Annotated in this window: 20 protein-coding genes; 4 read left to right on the forward strand and 16 right to left on the reverse strand. The window is 48.3% G+C overall.

All coding sequences use genetic code 11. The features are described 5' to 3' along the window. Nucleotide 1: 1 nt before the first annotated feature. Both V5J77_RS20785 and V5J77_RS20790 read right to left on the reverse strand, forming a co-directional pair. On the reverse strand, nt 2-1,609 hold the full coding sequence (locus V5J77_RS20785) for a helix-turn-helix domain-containing protein (protein WP_338552743.1): 1,608 nt from the start codon (nt 1,607-1,609) through the stop codon (nt 2-4). Next, nucleotides 1,602-3,365, reverse strand: a complete 1,764-nt coding sequence (locus V5J77_RS20790) for a histidine kinase (RefSeq protein ID WP_338552744.1) — start codon at nt 3,363-3,365, stop codon at nt 1,602-1,604. Before V5J77_RS20790 ends, V5J77_RS20785 begins: the two co-directional genes overlap by 8 nt. A 278-nt stretch (nt 3,366-3,643) precedes the next feature. Here V5J77_RS20790 and V5J77_RS20795 point away from each other — a divergent pair, with 278 nt between their 5' ends. Next, the gene (locus V5J77_RS20795) at nt 3,644-5,155 is read left to right on the forward strand and encodes a PAS domain-containing protein (RefSeq protein ID WP_338552745.1); all 1,512 of its coding nucleotides are present in this window, start codon (nt 3,644-3,646) and stop codon (nt 5,153-5,155) included. Nucleotides 5,156-5,291: 136 nt separating this feature from the next. Here the strand turns inward: V5J77_RS20795 and V5J77_RS20800 are convergent, their stop codons facing one another. Further along, entirely contained in the window at nt 5,292-5,780 is a 489-nt protein-coding gene (locus tag V5J77_RS20800) for a SitI3 family protein (RefSeq protein ID WP_338552746.1), read from the reverse strand. 198 nt (nt 5,781-5,978) lie between these two features. Here V5J77_RS20800 and V5J77_RS20805 point away from each other — a divergent pair, with 198 nt between their 5' ends. Next, complete coding sequence (locus tag V5J77_RS20805; RefSeq protein WP_338552747.1) at nt 5,979-7,016, forward strand: NAD(P)/FAD-dependent oxidoreductase; 1,038 nt, start codon at nt 5,979-5,981, stop codon at nt 7,014-7,016. Between the two features lie 127 nt (nt 7,017-7,143). Here V5J77_RS20805 and V5J77_RS20810 read toward each other — a convergent pair whose 3' ends face one another. Together V5J77_RS20810 and V5J77_RS20815 are read right to left on the reverse strand one after the other, a co-directional pair. After that, entirely contained in the window at nt 7,144-7,521 is a 378-nt protein-coding gene (locus V5J77_RS20810; RefSeq protein ID WP_338552748.1) for a VOC family protein, read from the reverse strand. A 177-nt stretch (nt 7,522-7,698) separates the two neighbouring features. Further along, complete coding sequence (locus tag V5J77_RS20815; protein ID WP_338552749.1) at nt 7,699-9,093, reverse strand: cohesin domain-containing protein; 1,395 nt, start codon at nt 9,091-9,093, stop codon at nt 7,699-7,701. Between the two features lie 355 nt (nt 9,094-9,448). Here V5J77_RS20815 and V5J77_RS20820 point away from each other — a divergent pair, with 355 nt between their 5' ends. Further along, nucleotides 9,449-9,934 carry a sigma-70 family RNA polymerase sigma factor gene (locus V5J77_RS20820; protein ID WP_338552750.1) on the forward strand — a complete coding sequence of 162 codons (486 nt, stop codon included), beginning with the start codon at nt 9,449-9,451 and terminating at the stop codon, nt 9,932-9,934. Further along, entirely contained in the window at nt 9,934-10,605 is a 672-nt protein-coding gene (locus tag V5J77_RS20825; protein WP_338552751.1) for a zf-HC2 domain-containing protein, read from the forward strand. Before V5J77_RS20820 ends, V5J77_RS20825 begins: the two co-directional genes overlap by 1 nt. Before the next feature lie 68 nt (nt 10,606-10,673). Here V5J77_RS20825 and V5J77_RS20830 read toward each other — a convergent pair whose 3' ends face one another. From V5J77_RS20830 to V5J77_RS20880, 11 genes are all read right to left on the reverse strand, one after another. Continuing rightward, the gene (locus tag V5J77_RS20830; RefSeq protein ID WP_338552752.1) at nt 10,674-11,654 is read right to left on the reverse strand and encodes a cell wall hydrolase; all 981 of its coding nucleotides are present in this window, start codon (nt 11,652-11,654) and stop codon (nt 10,674-10,676) included. A 194-nt stretch (nt 11,655-11,848) separates the two neighbouring features. Beyond that, on the reverse strand, nt 11,849-15,205 hold the full coding sequence (locus V5J77_RS20835; RefSeq protein WP_338552753.1) for an ATP-binding protein: 3,357 nt from the start codon (nt 15,203-15,205) through the stop codon (nt 11,849-11,851). A gap of 98 nt (nt 15,206-15,303) precedes the next feature. Beyond that, nucleotides 15,304-16,296 carry an ABC transporter substrate-binding protein gene (locus V5J77_RS20840; RefSeq protein WP_338552754.1) on the reverse strand — a complete coding sequence of 331 codons (993 nt, stop codon included), beginning with the start codon at nt 16,294-16,296 and terminating at the stop codon, nt 15,304-15,306. Further along, on the reverse strand, nt 16,293-16,514 hold the full coding sequence (locus V5J77_RS20845) for a hypothetical protein (protein WP_338552755.1): 222 nt from the start codon (nt 16,512-16,514) through the stop codon (nt 16,293-16,295). Before V5J77_RS20845 ends, V5J77_RS20840 begins: the two co-directional genes overlap by 4 nt. Before the next feature lie 56 nt (nt 16,515-16,570). After that, nucleotides 16,571-17,302 carry an SDR family NAD(P)-dependent oxidoreductase gene (locus tag V5J77_RS20850; protein ID WP_338552756.1) on the reverse strand — a complete coding sequence of 244 codons (732 nt, stop codon included), beginning with the start codon at nt 17,300-17,302 and terminating at the stop codon, nt 16,571-16,573. A 31-nt stretch (nt 17,303-17,333) separates the two neighbouring features. Continuing rightward, a complete protein-coding gene (locus tag V5J77_RS20855; RefSeq protein ID WP_338552757.1) occupies nt 17,334-18,077 on the reverse strand; it encodes an SDR family oxidoreductase in 744 nt (247 codons plus the stop codon). Then, on the reverse strand, nt 18,074-18,379 hold the full coding sequence (locus V5J77_RS20860) for a phosphopantetheine-binding protein (RefSeq protein ID WP_338552758.1): 306 nt from the start codon (nt 18,377-18,379) through the stop codon (nt 18,074-18,076). The genes V5J77_RS20855 and V5J77_RS20860 overlap by 4 nt, the downstream gene beginning before the upstream one ends. Before the next feature lie 66 nt (nt 18,380-18,445). Further along, the gene (locus tag V5J77_RS20865; protein ID WP_338552759.1) at nt 18,446-20,905 is read right to left on the reverse strand and encodes a beta-ketoacyl-[acyl-carrier-protein] synthase family protein; all 2,460 of its coding nucleotides are present in this window, start codon (nt 20,903-20,905) and stop codon (nt 18,446-18,448) included. Between the two features lie 18 nt (nt 20,906-20,923). Then, nucleotides 20,924-21,814 (reverse strand): GNAT family N-acetyltransferase, encoded by an 891-nt coding sequence (locus tag V5J77_RS20870; protein ID WP_338552760.1) that lies wholly within the window; start codon nt 21,812-21,814, stop codon nt 20,924-20,926. Then, on the reverse strand, nt 21,786-23,069 hold the full coding sequence (locus tag V5J77_RS20875; RefSeq protein WP_338552761.1) for a cation:dicarboxylase symporter family transporter: 1,284 nt from the start codon (nt 23,067-23,069) through the stop codon (nt 21,786-21,788). Before V5J77_RS20875 ends, V5J77_RS20870 begins: the two co-directional genes overlap by 29 nt. A gap of 270 nt (nt 23,070-23,339) precedes the next feature. Beyond that, nucleotides 23,340-23,723 carry a hypothetical protein gene (locus tag V5J77_RS20880; RefSeq protein WP_338552762.1) on the reverse strand — a complete coding sequence of 128 codons (384 nt, stop codon included), beginning with the start codon at nt 23,721-23,723 and terminating at the stop codon, nt 23,340-23,342. Between the last annotated feature and the right edge of the window lie 34 nt (nt 23,724-23,757).

Genomic DNA, 23,757 nt, shown 5'->3' on the forward strand with positions numbered 1-23,757 from the left:
TTTAAATATGCTGAACCTTTTTACGATATTCCTGCGGGGTGAGGCCCGTCTCTTTTTTGAACAGCTTGGAAAAATGGGAAAAGTTCGAATAGCCGATCATAACCGCAATATCGCTAATTTTCGTATTCGTCTTCTCCAGCTCTTCCCGGGCGCGGGCGATTCGCATTTTGACGAGATAATCCGTCAGCGAATGCCCCGTCTCCCGGCGGAACAGCCGCGACAAATACGCCGGATTTAAATAGACAGCCTCCGCCGCATGCTCGCGGCTGAACTGCTCGTCCAAGTGCTCCTCCATATAACGCTGCACCTTGGCTACGACCTGCGATACGTCCTTGCCAGCCGTTCCGGCATAATCGGTTAGCTGCATGCATACTTGATGCGTCCAGCTGCGCATGCGCGGCAGCGACTTCATAACCTGCTCGCCGGCTTCCCACTCACGCTTGGCGAACACGTCCGTTATAGCGACCCCCTGCTTGCCGAGCCACTGGAATACCATGTTCATAAAGCCGAAATAAAATGAGGCAAGCTGCGTATAATCACCGTTGCTGTGCTGCAAATGGTCAAAATGCTCGTCGATTCGCAGCAGCAGCTCTGCCCGCTTTCCCGGCGCAAGCAGCATCGCCCAATCGGTGAAGGGCAGCGGCTGCGAGGCTACCGATGTGCTCGCCGTCTGGCCGATCTGGCTGCTTTCGAGAATGACGGCGCAAGCCGCATTCACATTGCTGCGCTCCAGATCAAGCAGCCTTTGTACGCTGCCGCGAAGCTGCTGCGCCACCGTCGCGGTGCCGATATAGCAAGACAGCTGGCAATGCAGCAGACCACGTGCCTGCTGAATAAAATGATTGCAGCGCTCGGCAATCGCCTGCTCGTCTTCCTCATTACTATAGAAGAGAGCATACAAAATTCCGTTTCCGTCATGCACAATATGTCCGGGCTTGCCGCCTAGAACGAGCTCGGCCGCTGCATTTTTCACCCCATAGGTCATAATTTCCTCATCGCGCGCTGACCATTCTTCCCGCCAATGCTCGATGCTAATCAGCACCGCTCGAATTTCGCTATCCGCGCGCAGCGGTATGCCGTACGTTTCCATTGAAGAGTCCAAGTGCACGGGGGCAGCAGAAACCCGGTAATGCAGCATATCCTGCCAAAAACGCTCAATAAGCGCAGGGCGCTGCTTATTCCACTGCTCATAATAATGACTGTAGGTGCTGCGAATTTCTTCAAGCTCCTCCTGCTCCACTACCTTCTCAATCGCGTTATGAATGCAGGTTTTCAGCACCTCGTGATCGACCGGCTTCAGCAAATAATCAAAGCAATCGAGCTGCACCGCCTGCTGCGCGTATTTGAAATCCGCATGGCCTGTCAAAAACACAGTGACGGAGGAAGGAGAATGCTCATTGACCCACTCCAATAGCTGAATGCCGTTCAAATCAGGCATATCAATATCCGATAGCACAATATGCACCTTCTCTTGCAGCAGCACTTCCTTCGCTTCCTCGGCATCGCAGGCGGTAAACAGCTGGCCTATCGGCACATCCGACCAATTAATGCCCTGCACAATGCCGCGAACGGCAATATCCTCATCATCTACAACTAGCAAATTATACATTCGAATTTAGCTCCTCTTCCCCCACCGGGAATCGAATGGTAACGGCAGCGCCGCCTTCTTCTATATTTTTGAACGTAATAGCCGCCCGTTCGCCATAAATTAATCGCAGCCGATGGATGACGTTCATAATGCCGAGCCTGCTTGTCTCCCCTTCAACAAGCGGGATTTTGCGCTGCAGCTGCTCCAAAACCGGTTCCGCGAAGCCCGTTCCGTTATCGGTAATCGTCAAATAAAATCCGCCGTCCTTCTGCGTCTCCACTCCAATATGAATGAGGAATGGCTTCCGGCGATTTTTGAACCCGTGAATAATGGCATTTTCCACAAAAGGCTGCACAATCAGCGCCGCGACCTTGTAGTTTTTCACATAGTCCGGCACGTCATAGGTAAAATGCAGCTTGTCCGGAAAGCGCATTTTTTGAATCGTTATATAGTTGTCGATATGATCCAGCTCTTCACTGAGCAAAATCATGTCGCGGTTCGAACGCATAATAAAGCGAAAATAATCGGCGAGATGCAGAGACATTTTCTTCACCGATTCCGTATCGCCCAGCGCCGCTAAATTATAAACAATGTTTAGACTGTTCATATAAAAATGCGGGTTGATCTGCGCTTGCAGCTGCCGAAGCTCTCCTTGCTTGGCGCGCAGCTGCTCCTCGTAAACGTCAATTTTGAGCGTCGTAATTTGCTCCGCCATTTTGTTGAAGGTGTTGCCGAGAAAAGCAAACTCCAGCGACTGCCCCGACTGCTTGGCCTCAAGACGGACATCGAGCTGGCCGATGGCGATTTTCTTCATTCCGAGCATCAGCTCGCGAAGCGGCTTGAACAGCATATTGCGCATAAACAGCAAATAAATGCCCAGCAGCAGCAGAAAGCCGAACGGCGCAAGCAAGGCTGCATTTTGGAAAAAAATGAGGCTCTTCAGCAGCGTCTGTTCCGGCACAAGCACCCGATACACAATATTAGCCAATTTGCTGTCGCGGTTCAGCATCAAATACGACTCTTTCGTTTTCGGATCGACGACGGACCCCGGCGACTCCGCAGCTCCTGCAGACTTTCCACTGAGAAGCTGCGGCGCCTGTTCCGTTAATGCCTGGGCAGACTGATTGGCATCACGCAAATAAATGCCATTGTTGCCGATGTCGCCATCGCTCCATTGAATCGCCAGCAGCCGCTCCAAATCCATCACTCGAATGATGCCGCCGACGTAGAGCCCATCTCTGACTTCAATAAAGTTAATGAGAAAATAATGCCCGGGCATTCGCTCGTCAAATTTGACCTCCCACGTTTCGGGATCATTGTACCGCGCTTGGCCGCCCTTCGTCATCTGGAGCATGTTTTTTTTAATGATTTGCCGAGCATCCTCATACACCGCATTATCCGTGCCAAATATAATGTCCCGCTCATGATAGACGAAAATGCTGTCCAGCAAGCTGTACACGCCAACGTCCCGGTTCAGCTTGGAATCGATCTGCACCTTCGTGAGCATATACCAATCACTGTCCACCGGAAACGAGGTGAGCAGGCCAACATCGGAATCAAGCACCGACATCTGATACAAATATTCATTGATTTCCTCCAGATTTTGATCCATCTGGCCGCCGAAAATATCCAGCGTATTGCGATACGTCTCCGAAACCTTCTCCCTTACAATTGTTTTCGCATACATATTGTTAATAAGCATATATACGACAATTGGGAGCATCACGCCCATAAAGCCGATGATCAGCTTCGTTTTAATCGATTGCCCAAACCTCATAGGCCGAAATCCCCCCAAACTAATCTACTAATTACTCCTATATTACCATTGAAAGGCTTTTCTTTGAATCATAATCTATACTTTAAAAAGATTCCTCCTCTGCTTGTTGTCGCCACTTGCAGCCAAGTCATCATTCGATTCATTCAATTAGGAAAAAGCAGCTAAATAAACTATCAATTATTTGTCGAATATTGTAGAAAAAAGGCGCTTTAAATGTTATCGTGGTGTTAACATGAAACATTGATTAAAGGTTTCATTAATTTAAGGGGGACAACCTTATGTTTCTCAAGGACACACAGACAAAACCTATGATCGCCTTGCTAGAGGAAGCTAGAAAACGCTCTGCACAATTTTCACAGCAAGATTTTTCGCCATTTCAGGTGCCTGCTGTAAATTCGGACGAGACGAGAGCCATTATAGAGCATTTTAATGCTGCACTCCAGATGCTGAGCCAGCAGGCTTCAGACGCCGAGCTTCGTTTACAGCTTGTAACAGAGGCTATCCAAGTTGGACTATGGGATATGCAGATCATTGCGGGAGATCCAGTCAATCCGAAAAATACGTTCATTTGGAGCGATGCCTTGCGCAAAATGCTAGGCTATCAGAATGAAGAAGATTTCCCGAACATACTGGACAGTTGGTCGTCCAAGCTTCACAAAGAGGATCATGACTGGGTACTCGCTGCCTTTGCGAACCATTTGAACGATCGAACCGGGACCGTCCCTTATGATTTGGAATACCGCTTGCTGCTGAAAAACGGACAATATCGCTGGTTCCGTGCGACAGGCACGACGGTGAGAGACTCGAAGGGAGTTCCGTTCCGCGTTGCTGGCGCTTTATTTGATATCCATGAAAAGAAATTGAAGGAGCAGGAGACTGCCGCTCTCGTTACGCGCTACGATCTGATCAACCGTGCTTTAGTCGAAGCTCCATGGGATATGACGGTTGTCGCCGGCGACGTGGTCAATCCCAATAATGAATTTTGGTGGTCGCCCCAATTCCGCAAAACGCTTGGCTTTCAAGACGAGAGCGACTTCCCTAACGTCTTCAGCAGCTGGAGCAGCCGGCTTCATCCTGATGATGCAGAACGGACTATTAAAGGCTTTGCGGACCATATGAACGATTACAGCGGTAAAACGCCATATGACCTGGACTATCGTCTGATGTTGAAAAATGGCGAGTATCGCTGGTTTCATGCAGGGGGAGAAACAATCCGGGATTCGAAGGGTGTTCCTCTTCGGGTTGCCGGCACGATTCGGGATGTTACCTATGAGAAAAACAAAGATGCTATCGTCAAGCTGATGAATGAGAAAACCCAGCAGCTCTCGCAATCCATTTCGGATATGGTCAAAGGCATTAATAATGTCACAACCCAGGCGCAGGAGCTCGCCGTTGCCCAAGAGCAATCGACCGAGGCCGCCAATCATGCCAAAAATAGTGCCGACGAGACCAAAAATATTTCTAATTTCATTAAAGAAATCGCTAATCAAACGAATCTATTGGGCCTCAATGCCGCGATTGAGGCAGCACGTGCCGGTGAGCTGGGCCAAGGCTTTTCGGTCGTAGCCAATGAAGTGCGCAAGCTGGCCGTCCACAGCGCCGATGCAACCGTCAATATCGAAAACAGCCTGAACACGATGAAGGATTATATCGAGGAAATTCTCCAGCAGATTCATAACATGGCTAGCTTAACGCAGACGCAAGCTGCCCTAACCGAGCAGGTCAACGCCTCCATGGATGAAATTAACGACATGTCGCAGTCGCTGGTCGATATTGCGAAGACGTTGTAGGTACATAATCACTTAAGTACCAGATATTAATCAAGAAAAAGACGATTGCCTCTCTTTTTGTGGGAAGCGATCGACTTTTTTTTACAAACACGGCAGGAGAGTCGCTCCCGCCGTGTTTAAATTGATATGCATTCTTTTATATATGCGCCATAGCTCTAAAAGGCTGGTACTCCATCGCCCCGATTAAAGCCTTCACGCTGTCATGCTCCCAGAAGCCAAAATCATTATTGACATAAAGGGCGTTATTTTTCCGATAAAAAATTTCTGAGTCGCTAAATGTCAAAAGGGCATCCGAGCCCACCGTTTCGAGAAGGCTGAACACCATTTTGAGCATCAGCTCGCAAGCCTCCGGCTCTGTATCATACGAATTGTAAAGCTTGAAGCTCACATGCTGCTGGTATACGAATTCTTCCTCCAAATAGTCAGAGTCCCACCCAAATGACATATCGAGCGTATTGACTATGGTCACCGAAAATCCGATTCTTTCATTAAATTCATCAATTCGAAATCCATTGGTAAGCGGAACCAGCTGCTCAGCTACAAAGCCCAACTGCTTTAAAACCTTTGTTACCATCGACTGTGTCAACAACCGCTCCTCAAACATTAAGGAATATTGCAGTGCCATAAATTCCCCTCCGCTTTTTTGATATCAGCATCCTACATGCATCATATCAAATCGCTCTGAACGAATTCTGACCAAAGCACTTCAATAGGAAAAAGTTTCTTTTGCCGCGCACCTGTTATTGACGCTTTCCTTATTCTCCTTTACTATAGAAGCTAGTATATTGATAATGATTTTCATTATAAATGGAGGCTTGCTCAAATGTCTGAATCCTTGGAATTATTTGATGTAACGATTATTGGTGGAGGCCCTGCGGGCATGTACACTGCTTTTTATAGCGGAATGCGCGATTTGAAAACGAAGCTGATTGAAGCTCAAAATGAGCTTGGCGGCTTTCTGCACACGTACCCGGAGAAAATGATTTGGGACGTTGGCGGCATTCCACCGATGCGCTGTGACAAGCTGATTGCCTGGCTGGAGCAGCAGGCGCGTACCTTTGACCCAACTCTCGTGTTTAACCAAAAAATTGTTGGAGTTGTTAAACAAGAGGACGGGAATTTCCTGCTAACCTCGACAACTGGCGAGCAGCATCTCTCGCGCACCGTTATCGTGACCGTAGGCCGCGGCATTACGCAAATTCAGAAGCTTGATATTCAGGGCGCTGACCGCTACGAGGTAACGAATCTGCATTACACCATTCAAGAGCTCATATCGTTCCGCGGCAAAAGAGTGCTGATCTCCGGCGGCGGCAATTCCGCAGTCGATTGGGCGAATGAGCTTACGGGCATCGGGGCAGAGGTTATCGTCATTCACCGCCGCGACCAGTTTAAAGCAATGGAGAAGCATGTTGCGGATATGATGGCAACCGCTGATGTACGTACCCCTTATTTCGTCAGCCAGCTGAACGGGCAAGGCGAGACGATTCACAGCGTTACGATTACAAATGCCGAGACGGGCGAAACGGAGGTGCTGGATGTGGATGCGGTAGTCGTCAACCACGGCTATACGAGCGACTACGGCCCGATTGCAGAATGGGGCATTGAGCTGGGCGAGTGGGCGATCAACGTCAGCAACCGTCTGGCGACGAATGTACCGGGCATTTTCGCAGCCGGCGACTGCGTGCATTATGACAGCAAGGTAAGGCTGATTGCCGGAACGTTTACCGATGCCGTGCTTGCCTTGAACAGCGCCAAGCTATATATGGAGCCGGAAGCGGATCAGTATGCCTACGTTTCCTCCCATAATGTACGCTTTAAGGAACGTAATAAACAGCTGCATATTGCATCTCTCAAATCGTAAGACAGTCCATTCCATAAACGGAATGCTTATCGTTTGTTAATAAGCCCCTATCCGGGTATAAAGCCGGATAGGGGCTTCTGCGTATAAACTTTTGCATATAAACGTCTGACGCCGGCTTATTAAATGATTAGGAAAGCCACTCTAGAAACTCAAGGCGATTGCCAAATGGATCTTTTAAGTAGAAGCGTATGACGCCTTCATCTGCCCTAGCCTCGTCGTCGATTACTTGAATATGATGCTGAAGCAAATGCTCGCGCAATTTCTCTATGCTCTGTACGTGGAAGGCAGGATGGGCTTTCGTTGCTGGGACAAAATCCTGCTGTACGCCAATGTGCACTTGATGGGTGCCGCATTGAAACCAAACCCCGCCGCGTTTTTTCAGCATTTCCGGCTTGGGAATTTCCGACCATCCCAATAAGCCGTTAAAAAAGCCTCTTGCCTCTGTTTCGCAGCCGTCCGGGGCTGCAAGCTGAATATGGTCAATGCCATAAAAATGATAAGCCATGTATTTCGCCTCCTGTTTCATTTAATGAAACTAAGTTTCGTTTTGTAAAACCATTTTAAAGCTATTCCCCATAAAAATCCAGATCATTTTTTGACTAAAATTATGCTTTCGTTAGATCCAACAGTAAAAATAACAAGAAAGAGCCGCTTCTCAGCGACTCCACTCTTTTTCATTGATTTAATTATTTGGGGAATAATTCGGATTATTCAACATTTGATTTACAACATAGACAAGGTCGTCATTTAAAATAAAACCGTCTCCTGTTTGATCGGCTACATGATTAACCGTATCTGTTTCAGCTAAAGTTTTACCATGATAATAACCTACGATTGCAAGGTCAACCAGTGTGTATGCGCCTGAACGGTTTACGTCAGGATTGCTTACTGTAACACTGTCTTCTGTACAACCAGCTTCATCAAGATCATACTCATTTATAGTATCTGCTATACGGCATTTTACAGCATCCACTTTTCCAGTACCCATTGCCTTAGCTTTAAAATTAAGTTTCAGGAAAGTCGTTGCTTCATTAATTCCGTACGCCTCGCCTTGACTGGCTACAATAAAGCGGATTGTTCCGTCTTTATCTGTCGGTTCGTTAAAAACTTTGTAGCCTGCTATTTCTTCAAATCCTACATATTCAAATAGCGCAGCATCATAGCTGATTGTAAAGTCTTCAGCATAAATATTGCTTACATTTTCCAAAGAGATGTAAGATGTGAATTGATCATTTAATTTGACCGTATTTTCATTTATAGTCACTTTTAAGACAGGTGATTTTTTTTCAAGTTCAGCAGCTACTTCATTCGATTTTTGGCTTTCTCCAGCCGTATTTAATGCAGTTACTACATAATAGTAGCGTTTTCCTGGCTCAGCGCTTGTATCAGAAAAGGAAGTAGCGCTTACGCTTGCAGCAAGACTTGTATAAGGGCCGCCCGCAATTGTTGAACGCTGAACATTATATTTGGTTGCGTTCGATACTGAGTTCCAGTTCAAAGTAATAGAATTATTCACATTATTAACAGCAGCAACTAGATCTTGAGGAGCTGCCGGGACTGTTACTTCTGGAGTCTTGAACAGCGTGCCATTTTCGTCAATATCAACAGCGTCCAGCGTCATAACCAGATTTACATTATTAATTATTCTAACGGTATGAGCAGTATCTTCTAAATCTGTTTTCTCGTACCACAAGGCCTTCCTTACTTTTGCTCCTACTTGACTAAATGAACCTTGATTTTCACCGTCAATAATAACACTTACATCAGTAGACGTAGTATCCCACATACTTAAAATTAACCTTAACTTAGTTCCAGTAAAGCTAAATTCTACATATGCATCTTTTTCAGCAGTATCATGCTGAGTGCCTCCATAGAATGCATTAGAAACTGTTTCGATTGTCCATCTACCCATATAGTTAAAAGCAGCATCTTTCTGATCGTACCTTTTCCAGCCTGCCTCCGGCTGATTTAACTGACTGCCAACAGTTGCTGCAAAGGCGCTTGCCTGGAATGCCAAGAAAAGGATAACCAAACTTGCAGCCATAAAAAATGTTTTAAAACGAACCTGTGTTTTCATATTCTTCCTCCTCAATAAAATAGAACAATATATTGATTTTATAATTAATATAATTACTTGTATATAGCGAATTTTGTCGATAAAACACTTTTAAAGTCGTTTAATTAACATTTAATATATAAATAACAATAAATAATTCAATTTAATTACTTTTAAACTTAAATAGAATTTTGTTTATTTTATGTAAATATAATAAATATACAAACTATTCTAATTAGGGTTTGGACGGTTTTTTCATTTTCCCAAAAGGTTTAAATGTCGTTCTGTACGTTGCTTGTTTAAAAAAACAAAAAAATTGATTGTATTCTGTAACGAAATGTTATTTTCCCGCACTTATAGGATAGGAGGTGTAGAAATGGAAAGCATGGAGCAGCTCTATAGCACGTATGCGCAGACGGTTTATAAATATTTGTACAGCTTGACGCATAATGCCGATTTGTCGGAGGAGCTAACGCAGGAGACCTTCTATCAGGCGATGAAGGGTGTGCATAACTTTCGCGGTGATTGTAAAATGTCTGTCTGGTTATGCCAAATTGCTAAGCGCGCGTGGTATAGGGAGCTTAACAAAAACAAAAAGTTCCAAGCTGTTTCCTTGGATGCAGATGATATTCCTATTTCTATGGGACAGCAGGTCGAAGCAGATATTTTACATAAGGAGGATAAGCTCTCCTTGTTTCGTATGCTGCATCAATTGGATGAGAAGACGAAAGAGGTGATGTACTTGCGGCTTTCAGGCGAATTAACCTTTGGGGAAATCGGAGAAATTTTGGGGAAAAGCGAAGCTTGGGCCAGAGTAACCTTTTACCGAGGCAAGCAAAAAATGATGAAAGGGCGAGAATAATGGGACAACAATTAAATTGCCATATTGTGCAGGATTTGCTGCCCAACTACATTGAAGGACTGACTAGCGAAGGCACCAATGAAGCAATCCAAGCGCATCTTGCTTCTTGCAATGCTTGCAGACAGGTGCTCGACAGCATGCTGACTCAGACAGAGGGCTTTCAGGCGGCCCCACAGAAACAAATCAATTTTCTAAAAAAAATCAAACGAAGACAATGGATCGTAGCCGCAATTAGCGTCTGTATTGCCGTCAGCGTTTTGCTGACAGCCTACTATCTTTTCAGCACAAGGAAGTTCCCTGTAGCGAGCCGTGATATTACAATCAGCGATGTCTATCAAATGCAGGATGGCTCCATTCATTTCCGAATTACGGCCAATGTACAGGGTTATTTAGGCGGCGTTGGCTCGCTGAGTGATACCAATAGAGAAGTACACAAAATCTATGAGCGCAGGCGTTTCTTTTCCGAGCAGAGCAAACAGCCTGAGCTATTGCCTGATTATTGGTCTACACTGGACAGTCCCGACCCGACCCAAGAAAAAACAATCATCTACTATCAGGGCAAGGACAAAAACGATCGTCTCATCATTTGGGAAAAAGGCATGGATATTCCTAAAGCAACTGCCGAGCAAGAAGCCGACTATAAACGAATGAATCCCAAGCCAGCCTCCTAGCTCCATATAGCAAAAAAAGTCCGTTACGGCTGAATACGCCATAACGGACTTCTCTATATGTTTCGTTCCTATTTTGCGAAGCTATGATTGCCGATCGTCGTAATGACCTCCAGGCTGTCCCAGAAGGCGCCTTGGGATACATTTGGATTAAAGAAGTAGATTGCATTTTGCACGTTGTTTTTGCCATTCAGCGCTTCCTTAGCTGCGCGCAGGGAGCCTTCATTTGGCTTACTCTTATCAAGGAGTCCATTGTGAGCTGGCGGGAACTGCCTGCCCGAATAAATTACTTCACGAATTGAGTTTGGAAAACGGGAGTCCTTCACTCTGTTCAAGATGACGTTTGCCAAGGCAAGCTGTCCTTGGTATGACTCATAGCCCGATTCAACCATTGTAATCTTGGCAAGCAGCGTCAAGTCCGCTTCTGTGAACGGTTCAGCCGCATGATCAAAGACCGAAGGAATGATCACTTTAAGCTTCATACCCGCTTTAAGCTTCGCCTTGCTGTCCAGCCCGTTGCGCTTAAGCAGCTCCGACTTGCTGCTCTTCGTTTCCTTGCTAATCTCGTCTATGCCATATTTGTCCGTTATGACTGCGGGCTTCACTGTAGCGAGCTCAATATCGCCTGATTCCGCATTTACCTGCAAATCGGCATGCAGCATTTCGGCTAATTGGCGCAAGGACGCATACAGTCTGCCTTCCTTAAATACCGGTGCCGCATCCATTACATAGCGCTCATCGTTGAAATAGACAACAGGCACTCCGTTTCCGAGGACGATTTTATCATTCACAGCCGTATGTATTGTTACTTCCTCATTATCACTATCCCAGCTCGATCTGGCATTGAACAGCTCCGCGATGCGAGCTACAGGCACATATAATCTTCCATCCAGTATAAACGTAGAATCATTCAGCACTACTTGCTTGCCGTCGAGTTTAATCTTCGCGTCATCCGCTGCCGAAGCGCTTGCCAAGGGCCCGATGCATAGCAGAAGCATTCCCAAAACCATAGCGAATATTAGCCGTTTAACCGGCCTGCTTTCTCTAATCATACGTACCTCCCAGAATATTGTGGTCATATTTCACATGAAGCGATAACAGTAAATCCCTGCACCGCCTCACCATAAAACATGCCCTAGCTGGAGCAATCTCCCAGCATTCTTTCTCTGGGCAAAATTATAACACAAGTAAATAGGTCTATAGGATTAACATTTTCACAGAATTAATAAGAAGCTTGCCGCACCTGCTACTCCAAAACATACAGCGGGAGCGTGAAATAGAAGGTGCTTCCTACTCCCAGCGTGCTCTCCACATGAATTTCACCCTCATGATAATGAATGATCTCTTTGGCAATCGCAAGGCCGATTCCACTCCCCTGAACCGCCTGCCGAGCATGTTTTTCTCTAAAGAAGCGGTCAAATACAAAGGGCAGCGACTCCTTCTGCATGCCTGCTCCATCATCCTGAACACGTATCGTGAGCTGACCGACGGAATCGCCCTCTCCTCCCCACTCTTCAATCGCACAATGAATGCGAATGTGCCCTTCGGGATCCGTGTGCTGAATCGCATTAAACACAAGGTTGGTCAGCACCTGCGTAATTCGGTCCATATCCACAACGACATGGTATTCGGCCAGCTTAGCTGAATCAAAGGCCAGCTGAAAATCATAATGCAGTCCGGCGCGCACAACATCGAGCATGAATTTGTCCTCGATTTTGGCAACTAGCTCCTGAAGCGTCATCATGAGAAAAATCATTTCGGATTTTCCCGATTCCAGCCGCGACAGCTCAAATAAATCATGAATTAAACGGCTTAGGCCAAGCGCTTTGACGAGTACCATTTGCAGGTACCTTTTTTTATCCGCCTCCTGCTCCACAAGGCCGGATACAATCGCTTCTACATAGCCTTGAATCGCCGTCATCGGCGTGCGCAGCTCATGGGAAATATCGCTGAGCAGACGCCTGCGGGACAGCTCAAGCCGGCTTAAATCTTTGTTTTTTCGCTCCAATTCTACCGTGCGCTCATGAATGCGATGCTCCAGATTCGTATTCAGCTCGGAAAGCTGCTCGTTTAACTCGGCAAGCTGCTGCGCATTGAGGCTTACTTCCTGAACAGACCTTTTTAACAGCAGCAGCGTTCGGACACGGCTTACAAGCTCATTGCGGCCAATCGGCTTCGAGATATAATCATTCGCTCCAGCGCTAAAGCAGGCCATAATCGTATGATCTCTGCTGCTTGCGGTCATAATCAATATGGGCAGCTCGATTAAGTTGTATTTTTCTCTAATCAGGCTGCATAGCTCATAGCCGGACATGCCGACCATCATCAAATCGGCAATAACCAAATCCATTTCATGCAGCTCATCCATACGCTCCAGCACCTCAGCACCGCTGGTAGCAGACTCGAATACACAGCCGAGCGGCGCCAGCTGTTGAATAACGACCTGCAAATTCACGGGTTCATCGTCCACAATGAGCACGCGATAAGGCCGCTGTGAAGATGCGGACAGCTCAGAACCGCCTCTACTTCCTGTACCTGCGTGGGCGGCTGCTGTCTGTTCTTTTTCAACAGCGATGAGCTCATGCCCGTTCAAACGTCCCTGTTCCTGCTCCTTTTCAAGTAGCGATACTGGCAGCCCCTTACCCCCGAGATGTTGGATGGTAAAGCTAAACAAGGAGCCTTGACCGACCTTCGACCATACCGTAATTTCTCCACCGTGCAATTCAACTAGCTGCTTCGTAATTTTGAGGCCCAGCCCCGTGCCCGTATCATCTATGGATTCAAGCTTCTCAAACGGGTTGAAAATGACTTCAAACTTGTCCTCCGCTATGCCAATTCCCGTATCCTCCACATGTATTTCCACATAGTTGCGGAAATGCTGCGCGGTTATCGTTACATGCCCGGAAGGTGTGTATTTGATTGCATTACCTATTAAATTAAACAAAATTTGCTGCAAGCGATTTTCATCAGCCAAAATAGCTGGAAAATCGGAGCGAATATGATTGCGCAGCTCCAAATTTCTGCCGGTTACGAGCGGCTTGACGACCGTTAGCACCACCTGTGCCAGCTGGTACAAATCAATGTTCGTTAGATGAAGGCGCATATCATTATTTTTTAGTAGCGCATAGTCCAATATGTCATTAATTAAATAGGACATGCGCTGACCGCTCGACACAATCATGCTCAAATGCACACGCTGGCTGTCTTCTATCCGATCATGCATGCTGTGAAGCAGCGACTGCGCCAGTCCAATAATGCCGTTCAGCGGCGTACGAAGCTCGTGAGAGGTGTTCGCCAAAAATTCATCCTTTACCTTATCCAAATCAAGCAGGCGCGCAGATAAGCGCTCATTCGTTTTAATGGCATTGGAAAATTTGATCGACACAATGATGGATAAGCAAATAATTAAAAATAGCAGCCCATATGGAAAATAAATGCCCGTTCGAATCGTGTCATTGCTCATCAAAATATCATTAACGACCGTTATGAAAAAAACGACGGTGCCCATCAGCATTAAATTCGCACCTGACAGCCGTCTAACAGCCGCTTTAAATACATATTGAATGAGCACAAAACCGATTACAATGGCATACGCCTGCATAACCATTGCCAGCTTCGTAAACACTTGAACCGGCGTCACAGCAATGAAGAGGGTCAGCAGCCCTCCTGGAATCCACAGTATATTTCGCATCCGTTTTGTCACTTGGCCCGGAAAGCTGTAATAGAAAAACAACACAAATAGCGGGGCGCTCCCGAGAAAGCCCAAATATTCGATTTTCACTAAGGCATTATCGTTTAGGCTTTGAATTAAGACCGATAGCGTGTATTGGGATTGGGAGCTGTTTTTCATAGCCAGCAGCACACAAATAAGGCCAAAAAATAAAGATTCCCAATTTTTGCGCAAGAGGATAAATAAAACGCTATGGTAAAGCCCCATAATGAGCATGCAGCCAATCAGCATACTCTCGAATACGAGCTTCTTTTTCATAAAGTGATCCAGGCTGGCGTATTCCCCCAAAGTTAATGAAGCAAACAAGCCTGCTTTGCGCTGGGTGTAGTTGGACACTTGGATGACGATGTCTGCCTGCGTCTGGCCTGCTTCCAAGCGAATAAGGGAAGGCACCATATACGGCACTGCCTCCTTCTCGCTGCGGCCTACAACTCCGCTTTCAGAGACGAGCTTCCCATTGATCCATATCCGGTGGGCCGTTGTTATCCCTTTTGCCACAAGACCCAGCTCGGTGTCCGACTCTGGCAGCTGAACGACAAGACGATAGGTGGCGTAGCCCTTGCTTGAGTGCTTTTGTCCATCAGCCTCAGTCTTGCTCCATGAGCTGGGAACTGTCATATACCCCGCCTGCCCTGCGCTCCCCGCTGCAAAATCATCAGGCTCCAGCAGCTGATTCCAGTAAAACTCCCATTCGCCGTCCAGAGAGCTGCCCGTACCAATAATTTGATCCTCAGTTGTAAACGACAGCTTCCCCCTGCTCGCTTCAGGTTTATCCTTATCTAGTGCGGAATTAAACGTCATCAGTATGATGAATATAAATGAAGCTAGCGCTAGCGGAACGAAATAGTAGAGGAAAGGCACACGTTTCTTCATGGTAGCATCACCGCTGATTACCCCTTTTTTCACAGTAAAATTGTCGGAGCAATAGCACCCGCCTCTGCATCATAACATAGCATTTTGCTTAAAATATTTTATATATCATAGTTTTCTAGTCTTTTTTGAATTTCCTTCTTTTCCATATGGAGATAAGTATTCACCCACTGGTGGAGATGATAGCGCTGCGGATCGACGGCAATGGCGATATCATCATCGTGATCGTCCAATTGCACGAATTGCAGCTGAAGCGAATAGGACGGATACTTTTTCAAATAACGTGAAATTTCAAAGGCATCATAGACGGCGGCCAGCACATCCCCCTGCCGCACGCCATCAAACAGTTGGGCCGAGGTTGAATAGCCCGCCTGATTTTGATTCGGGAACAGCTCACGCGCAAAGCCCGCATAGGAGGTGCCCGCTACAATGCCAATCCGCTCTCCTCTTTCTTGGATGAGCGCCAGCGGATCGCTGTCATCGCCTTTTTCGCCAATGGCGGCCAACTGCAATCGGTTAATCAACAGCGCTTGTTTCAAATTCAAATAAGCATCGGAAAATAAAACCCGCTTCGCCCTCTCCAAGGTCATGCTCAGCTTGGAAACCCCGATGTCCGCCTCTCCATTAGATACTTGAGTAATCACTTCATTAAAAGAAGCTGCTGTACGGATAAATTCGGCCTGTACGCCAAGCTTAAGAGCGATGTCATTTGCAAGCTCAACATCGCTTCCGCGAAGCACTCCCTGATCATCTGCATAGAAAAACGGATAACGATCCTCCTGATAGAGGGCTACCCGCAGCTTGCCTCTGCTCAATATGTCCCGAATATCCTCCGGATAAGTCTTTAATTGCTCCTCTGTATAGACGGGAAGCTCCACTTTACTTGCAGCATTCTTGTCCACTTCCGCTTTATCAGCCGGAGCGGCTGAGCTTGCGGGAATTGGAGTCGTAAAGGCTGGGCTTGCTGCATGAGCTTGCTTTTCTATTCCCCTTTGCTGTGCGCGATGTGTCATGCTTGCACATGCTGTCGTAAAAATGACTACTACCAACACCAAAAGCAAGCAGAAGGCCGAGCGATCGTATTTGCCGATCATTGCTGGCCGTCCTCCCCTCCATGCGAAACTTGAGTTTTGCGAAAGCATACTGCGCATACGGTCATGTCATACACAGCGATACGAACATAGCATAGCTTGCAGCGCGGAATAGAGACGGTTGCCAGCCCTCCAACAACCTCTTCCAGCTCTTCTTCCAACAGCTCGCCGGCCTGCTCATTTTCCTTTTTATGAACGTTATCAGCCCGCTGGTATCCCATATGCACCGCCTCTTTCAAAGGTTACCTTGAGCCTTAAGCCTCGTCCTCATGCTCAGCTAGAGAACAGACTGAATACCGTAACCCCATGTCGTATTTTGACCGCTCATGCCATGACCGTAATCAAGAAGCAGACCGAGCCCGTGGGCGAGCTCCTCCAATTCCGGCACTGGCGGTTTTAATGCATAAATATCAAACGGCTTGCGGTTATTTCGGCCAGCGACCGCTTTTTTCTCCAATCGAAAATACCCAAATGTCAGCGCATTTACACTGACGCGGAACGGGGACAGCTCCTTAGCCAAGCTTTTGACAAAGGCCAGCGCTCCTTGGTTATATACGGGAGATGATGGGAAGCCATCAGCATGCAGCGAATCGGCCAGCATCGGCACGATAATCTGCCCTCGCTGCTTGCGCGCCATCACGCTCCCTGCCGCCCGGCTGTACAGAAACAGCTCGCTTAGAAGGCTGTAGCTTTTCAGAGCGAACTCGGCAGGGTTATGCTGAAACGCCTCCAGCTCGTCCACCCAATCATGGCCATGAATATATAGGTCTAGCCCTCCCATCTGCTCGGCAATGCCTGCTATCACAAACTCCACTGCGTTCATTTGAACGTCTGGTGCAACGATCGTTTGAATTTGTTGCTGCCGCTGCGGCGGCACAGTTGCCCTAAACTGCTCCGCCTGCTCAGGCATCTGGAAGCTAGCCGTGACCCGAATGCCCCGTTGCAGCATATACAGCGCCATCGCTGTGCCCGAAGCACTTTCAGCATGATGCAAAAAAGCCGTTTTCATCCTCCCGCTTCCTCTCCGATTCCACTCAAGCTTATCGCAAAAATCCACCATCTAATTTAAGCGTTTGACCCGCATGATAGCTAGCCAGAGGCCCCGCCAAATACATAACCGCATCCGCTACCTCCTCGGCTGATCCGAGTCTGCCGGCTGCTGTATGCTTCAAAAAATCCGCCAGCTTCTCTGGGGGAACGCCTTGGGCCATTTCGGTTTCAATCATGCCGGGCGCAATGGCGCTCACTTGAATGTTTTGCGACGCATATAACCGAGCATACAGCTTCGTCAAGCCCATAATCGCGCCTTTGGAAGCCGCATAATTCGTCTGGGCCTCGCGCCCGTAGATGCCGCTGACGGACACCATATTAATAATGGCTCCCTTCCCAAGGCGCAGCATATAGCTGACCGCCTCCTGAGAGCAGCAGCAGGTGCCGATAAAATTCGTATCCAGCACCTCATTCCACTGCTGCTCCTCCATAAACAGCGCCATTTTATCATTCGTGCGTCCTGCATTGTTGATCAGCACATCGAGACGTCCGTACGTATCGAATACTTGCTTCATTACATCGGCTACAAAGCCTTGATCGCTGACGGAGCCTTTGTATAGGCTAATCCGTCCGCCAGCGCTGTCAGCCTCGCCCCGCAGCTTCTCCGCTGCTTCATCATCCCGCACATAAATGCCGGCAACGACAGCCCCCTCTGCAAGGAATCGCAGGGCGATGGCCCGGCCAATGCCTCGTGTTACGCCCGTAATCAGTATGACGTGATCACGAAAGGTCATGACCCCTCTGTTCCTTTCTGCCGGCTTGCCATGATCAAATCAGCAATGGATTGGACATTTTTCAAATGAATATTCAACTCATCCGCTGGAATTTGCTCTACCATAACGCCATACAATTCCTCCATGCCAACCATTACCTCGAACGCTTCAACCGAATCCAGGCCCAGCCCTTCACCGAATAAAATCATTTCGTCCGTAATTTCCTCCGCTGTTATATCCTCAAGCTTAAGCCTGTCAATTAGCAGCCTTTGCTTAATCGTCTGCTTAATGGTGTCCATGTCTAAAATCTGCTCTACGCTCATACGTGTGCGCCTCCTTGGAAATTAACCTTTTTTAATTTTGAAAATAGTGCCATACACAAGCGCCTCTCAATCGTTCCATGCGCTTACAACTGCCGCCGAATAACTACCGTTTACCGTCGAGCTTACCGTTAAAACATGCTGAAGCTGGCCTGCTTGCTGCGGCACACGAAGTCGGGCATATGCGCCGCTGGCTATTCCACCTGCGGCAGCTGTTAGGCTCACCAGCTCAGCAGCAGCCGCCAAATGCAGCATCGAGCTGTAGGATTCGCCGAAGCCGGCGTATTCATTGAGGCTAATGATTGGCGGCGACGGATCAGCTGCGCTTAACGAGGATAGCGCTTGACGCTCGCTCTCCATCTCGCCAGGCCTGCCGACCGTATTCAGCAAAATCAGGTCCAGCTGCGCTATACCTATTCCTGCTTCATTTAATGCTTCCGCTGCCGCTCGGCAAAGCGTCGCCTCAAGCTCGGCACCAGCTGCTGCTGCTCCAAAGGCAGTGCCAAAGCCGCTTAGCTCGGCATAAATGCCGGACTGTCCTTGCACGGCTTGCTCCGCCTCACAAAGCACCATGCATACGCTGCCCTCCACCATGCGGAAGCGGCTCGCCTGCAAGCCTTTCGCACGGTCAATATGGCTGGACAGCTCCGAGCATTCATCTCCCGCTCCAATAAGGCAGGAGGTTAGCGTACCCTCACGAATCTTTCCTGCCGCATACAGCGCAGCGGTCAGACCCTCATTGCCTCCCGTGCTGAAGGAGCTGTTGAAGCCTAGAAGCTTCAGCTTCTCCGCTGTCTGCCCGGCAATTGAATTAATGACGGTATGGGGGAAATAAATGCTGCTCGCATATTCCGGCCCTTTCACAAATACGGACTCCAAATATTGGGAAATGCTATCCGTGCTGCCCCGGGCTGTGCCAAAAATAAAGCCGAGCTCTTCCTTCTCCACCTCGGTTACTTGTGCGTCCTCCAGTGCAGCAAGGGCTGCGCCAATCGTATTTTGCGACAGCTGATTCATTCTGCGTTCATATTTGCTTTTGTCATATTCCTTCAAGGAAAAGGAGGCTGTGTCAGATGCTTCACAAGAAGCAGGTAGAGTAGATGCCCTCTCCGCAAGCCAATTCACGATCCCGCCTTGATGAATCTGGCCACCCCCAACTGCACCAAGCCCGGTAATGACAACCCGTCGTTTGGCTTGCTGCGCCGGATTTTCCGCATGCGTCACCTCGGCTTCACGCAAATCCGTCCGCAGTACTAATGAAACGTTATGCCCACCAAAAGCAGCATTATTGCTGACGATATACTTTGGACGCATCGGGCGCATGCTGTGCTGAATGATATCCGCCTCTTCGCAGCCCTCGCGCGCCGTGTCAAAATGCAGCGTTGCCGGCACATAGCCTTGCTTGATCGCATAAAGCGAGGTCACAAGCTCTAGCGCAGCGGCAGTACCTAGGCTATGCCCGAAATAAGCTTTGCTTGAGCTGACCGGAATGGTCAGCCGCTCGCCAAAGCTGCGCTTCAAACCGCTCATTTCAGCGCGGTCATTCGCTTGCGTTCCGGTGCCATGCGCGTTTACGTATTCAATATCCTGTTTGGCAACCTGCGCCAGGCTCAGAGCCATATCTACCGCCCGCTGCATCCCGGCGCCCTCTGGATGCGGCGCTGTCATATGATGGGCATCATTGCTCAGCCCATATGCGCACAGCTCCGCATAAATCGTTGCCCCGCGCGCAGTGGCGGCGTCCAGCCGCTCCAGCACGACAAATGCTGCGCCTTCGCCCAAATTCAGGCCAAAGCGGCTGCCGAACGGCGAGGATGGCAGCGGATTAAGCGCCCGGAGTACATTAAATCCGGCATATACACTATGCGACAGCGGATCTGAACCGCCTGCGAGCATGACATCGGCATAGCCCCAGCGAATCATATCGCTGGCATAGCCGATTGCATTGCCACTAGCGGCACATGCCGTATTTAACGTCGCCACCGGTCCCTGCACGCCAAGCTGCCGTGCAGTATCATCCCCTTGCTGATAAAAAGGATAGTTAGCTGTATTCTCCTCATCCAGCGCCGACAAATCCCATTGCTTCTCCAGCGATAATATGCCGCCGTTGCACGTACCAAGCGACAGCCCAATTTTTGAGGCTGGAATTTGATGCGCATCGGTTGTTGCTGTTGTTGCTGTTGCAGCAATACCTGCTGAATCCGCTGCAATTGCCTGCACATCGGCATTTCCTTGCGCTATTGCAAGGCCGCTGCTATGCAGCGCCTGCTTGGCAGCCGCAATCGCATAGCGCGCACACCAGTCCATCGACTGCTGCGCGGTATCCGCGAAGGCTGCTTCACGCCACGCTTCGTCCAATTGTCCGGCAAGCGAGCTTAATAACGCATCCGTATTAAAGCGAGTGACCTTCCCAATCCCTGTCTCTGATGCAAACATCCGTTCAAAAACGGCCTGCGGCTCATCGCCAAGCGCACACAATACACCTATGCCCGTTACTGCTATACGATGGGCCCGTTCATTTTCCTTCATGCTCATCCCCGCCAATCTCTAATTTAATGGCAAATAACAAATCCGCTTCTCGCTTGTCTTCCATGAGTAAGGCGCAAGCCATTGCCGCGCGAGCTTCATCATGACAGGCGTCCCTCGGTTCACCGTAAAAATGCCGTAAGGAATGCCCGCCTCCAATTGAAGCCGAATCGACCTCGCCAGCATGTGGAAGGCTACGCCGACCTGCTGATATTCAGGTGCAACGTAGAGTGCATCGTACAATATCGTATCCTCGGTCAGCCGATACGTTATCGACCAGCCTTTAATCCCCTGCTCCGACATGAGTCCGAGACTGCCGCTCGGCTCCAAGGGCGCAAAGGTTTTGAACGGCGACAGAAAGCTCGGGAAAACAGCGGCGGCGGCTTCAATCGCTTGTTTAAGCTCGTGCTCCTGCTTTTCCGCCCATAGAAACAGCTCCAAGCCGCTTGGCAAAGGACGCTCCCGCAGCCAGCTTGCGCGGGCAATATCGCGATTGATATGGAAAACGACCGCATCGCATAACGGCTGTGTCCAGCCTTCTTTTTGCAGCCATGCTTCTATCGTCTCCGTAGAGGACTTGCCGGAATAATAATAAACTTCAACGCTTTTGACCTTCTTCTCCAGGCATAAGCTCCGTACTTCTTCCATAATGGAGGAGGCGATTCCCTTCCTGCGCCAAGCCTTGTCAACGAACAAGCATTGCAGCATCGCGCACTGCGCTCCTGTCCCTGCCCGCAGCTCCAGCACAGCCAAGCCTACCGGAGCATCTCCTACCTCCGCCCCTATTAGCATAAAGCGGCTTTGCCCTTGGCCGCTCCTGATACTCTGCTCCAATTGCAAATAAAGCCACTGAAACATGAGCGGCTTGTATTTCACACGGTCCTTAGGCGCTAATCTCTTGATCTTGTACATGTGTTTCCTTTCTGGCTGATAGAAGTGAAGCCGTAGCACAGTTAATGGATACATTAGCTGCCGTAATAATGGGGTCGATAATCGGGTTGATCGCCAGCAATAAAATGATTGTCACTTCAGCTGGAAGCTTAAGCATTCCTGCTATAATCGCAATCATGCCAATCGACACGACACCCGGCGAGCCTGCCCCTGCGATGGAGGTTAATACAGCCCCTATCAGCACCAGCGTCCATTGCATGAGCGTAAAATCGTAATCATACAATTGAGCGGTGAAGGCAATGCCCAGCGTATACATAAGCACCATGCTGTAACGGCACATAATCATGCCAATCGGTACTACAAGCTGAATTGCGTGCGACTGCAAATGGAGCTCTTTGCTTAAAGCATGCATACAGGATGGAACGGTAGCAATGCTGTTTCTCGTGCCAAATGCTAAAATGAGCGACTCCTTTAAAGCACCGATGACCACTCTGACAGGCTGACGCAATTGCAGAGACAATACGGCGACAGAAACGATAATGAGTACGATGCTTACGAGATAAAACATCATAATCAGCTTCAGCATGGCAGGCAAAATGTCCAAATTCAAAGCAGCAAACTGTCCAGCCATCATGCAGAATAAAGCAAATGGCAGCGCGTACATCGACCAGGAAATCGCCTTTTGAAAAGCACGGAACAGTACATCCGCCAGTTGCAGCACATCTTCCCCTTGTCTCGTTCGCATCATGCCGACGGCTACGCCGACGATGACGGAGAAAAATAAAATTTGCAGCGTATTGTTTTCCATCAGGGCTGTAAAAATATTGGACGGAATCATGTCGAGCAAAAACAACAAAATGCCTTGCGATTTCTCCTCTTCCACTGCTGCTCCATTGGAGCTGGAATCGTTGACTATCGCGCCTAGCACCTGCTTCGATTGCTCAGGCAAGCCTGCCCCCGGATGGCCGATTTCTCCGGCAACAAGTCCAAACAAGCCGGATATGACGAGTGCCGCAGCATAGACCAAGCACATGCGTGCAATTGTTTTCATAGCGCCGCTATTAATGAATAAGCTGCCAATGCTGGAAATAATGGCGGTCATCATAATCGGAATGACACACATTTTCAGAAAGGATAAATAAAGATCACCGAAATCCGCTACCGAATGAGCGATACCTGGCGCATATAGACCAATAGCTATGCCTGACAACATACACAGCATAATCATCCAGAAAGACTTGATCCATTTGAATGACAAAACAGACACAACCGACACACAAGCACCCTCTTGTTAGGCATTGGGATGAAGCAGCTTCCGCTGAAAAACGCGGGCAATCGCGGATAGACAGCTGTCCCTCTCATCGCTTCTCTATAAATTTGGAGCGATATCGCGCCTCAGCGGCGGATATCACTCCAATGCAAGCACTATTTTAAGTATCAAGGTGAAACGGCTATCGCCTGCCGTTGGCGGCGCGGCTCGTTTCAGTCCGAGAAATATAAGCCCATTTATAAGTGCAAAGCTTATATCGTCTTATATTTAAGGAAATTATGCGTTTCTGATTTGGTCAGCTGTTGCATTACCGATATTTTCGCCAACGCGGATAGCCGTGTTAGCTGCATTTTCAGCAATTGAGCCTACGCCATTGAAAAAGTCAGTAGCGCCCTGTTTGCTGCCGCCAGCAACGGATTCCAGTTCTGTTTCTGTCAGCTCATCAGCCGCGCCGCGTACTTCAGGCAGTACGATTGTCGCGTGGTAGCCCGTTCCATCAACGATATTGATTTTAAATTCTTGTGGAACCTCATGTCCTGTTGCTTCTTTAATCGCTGCATAAATATCGCTTACTGCAAGTGCGCGGAATTGTGCATCCGATTGTGCTTTCGCGATTACTGCATTTACCGTATCCGTAACTTGCTGTTCATTCCAACTCATGATTTAATTCCTCCAATAATGTAGTTTTGTTTCT

Origin of the sequence: Paenibacillus sp. KS-LC4, from assembly GCF_036894955.1 — a bacterium.
GTDB lineage: Bacteria > Bacillota > Bacilli > Paenibacillales > Paenibacillaceae > Pristimantibacillus.

Bases quoted from the DNA above. Each gene is read 5' to 3' on its own strand.
- V5J77_RS20855 (WP_338552757.1), bottom strand. From the start codon at position 18,077: ATGACCTTTCGTGATCACGTCATACTGATTACGGGCGTAACACGAGGC.
- V5J77_RS20825 (WP_338552751.1), top strand. From the start codon at position 9,934: ATGGGACAACAATTAAATTGCCATATTGTGCAGGATTTGCTGCCCAAC.
- V5J77_RS20810 (WP_338552748.1), bottom strand. From the start codon at position 7,521: ATGGCTTATCATTTTTATGGCATTGACCATATTCAGCTTGCAGCCCCG.
- V5J77_RS20830 (WP_338552752.1), bottom strand. From the start codon at position 11,654: ATGATTAGAGAAAGCAGGCCGGTTAAACGGCTAATATTCGCTATGGTT.
- V5J77_RS20790 (WP_338552744.1), bottom strand. From the start codon at position 3,365: ATGAGGTTTGGGCAATCGATTAAAACGAAGCTGATCATCGGCTTTATG.
- V5J77_RS20870 (WP_338552760.1), bottom strand. From the start codon at position 21,814: ATGTACAAGATCAAGAGATTAGCGCCTAAGGACCGTGTGAAATACAAG.
- V5J77_RS20795 (WP_338552745.1), top strand. From the start codon at position 3,644: ATGTTTCTCAAGGACACACAGACAAAACCTATGATCGCCTTGCTAGAG.
- V5J77_RS20800 (WP_338552746.1), bottom strand. From the start codon at position 5,780: ATGGCACTGCAATATTCCTTAATGTTTGAGGAGCGGTTGTTGACACAG.
- V5J77_RS20835 (WP_338552753.1), bottom strand. From the start codon at position 15,205: ATGAAGAAACGTGTGCCTTTCCTCTACTATTTCGTTCCGCTAGCGCTA.
- V5J77_RS20820 (WP_338552750.1), top strand. From the start codon at position 9,449: ATGGAAAGCATGGAGCAGCTCTATAGCACGTATGCGCAGACGGTTTAT.
- V5J77_RS20880 (WP_338552762.1), bottom strand. From the start codon at position 23,723: ATGAGTTGGAATGAACAGCAAGTTACGGATACGGTAAATGCAGTAATC.
- V5J77_RS20850 (WP_338552756.1), bottom strand. From the start codon at position 17,302: ATGAAAACGGCTTTTTTGCATCATGCTGAAAGTGCTTCGGGCACAGCG.
- V5J77_RS20805 (WP_338552747.1), top strand. From the start codon at position 5,979: ATGTCTGAATCCTTGGAATTATTTGATGTAACGATTATTGGTGGAGGC.
- V5J77_RS20860 (WP_338552758.1), bottom strand. From the start codon at position 18,379: ATGAGCGTAGAGCAGATTTTAGACATGGACACCATTAAGCAGACGATT.
- V5J77_RS20840 (WP_338552754.1), bottom strand. From the start codon at position 16,296: ATGATCGGCAAATACGATCGCTCGGCCTTCTGCTTGCTTTTGGTGTTG.
- V5J77_RS20865 (WP_338552759.1), bottom strand. From the start codon at position 20,905: ATGAAGGAAAATGAACGGGCCCATCGTATAGCAGTAACGGGCATAGGT.
- V5J77_RS20785 (WP_338552743.1), bottom strand. From the start codon at position 1,609: ATGTATAATTTGCTAGTTGTAGATGATGAGGATATTGCCGTTCGCGGC.
- V5J77_RS20845 (WP_338552755.1), bottom strand. From the start codon at position 16,514: ATGGGATACCAGCGGGCTGATAACGTTCATAAAAAGGAAAATGAGCAG.
- V5J77_RS20815 (WP_338552749.1), bottom strand. From the start codon at position 9,093: ATGAAAACACAGGTTCGTTTTAAAACATTTTTTATGGCTGCAAGTTTG.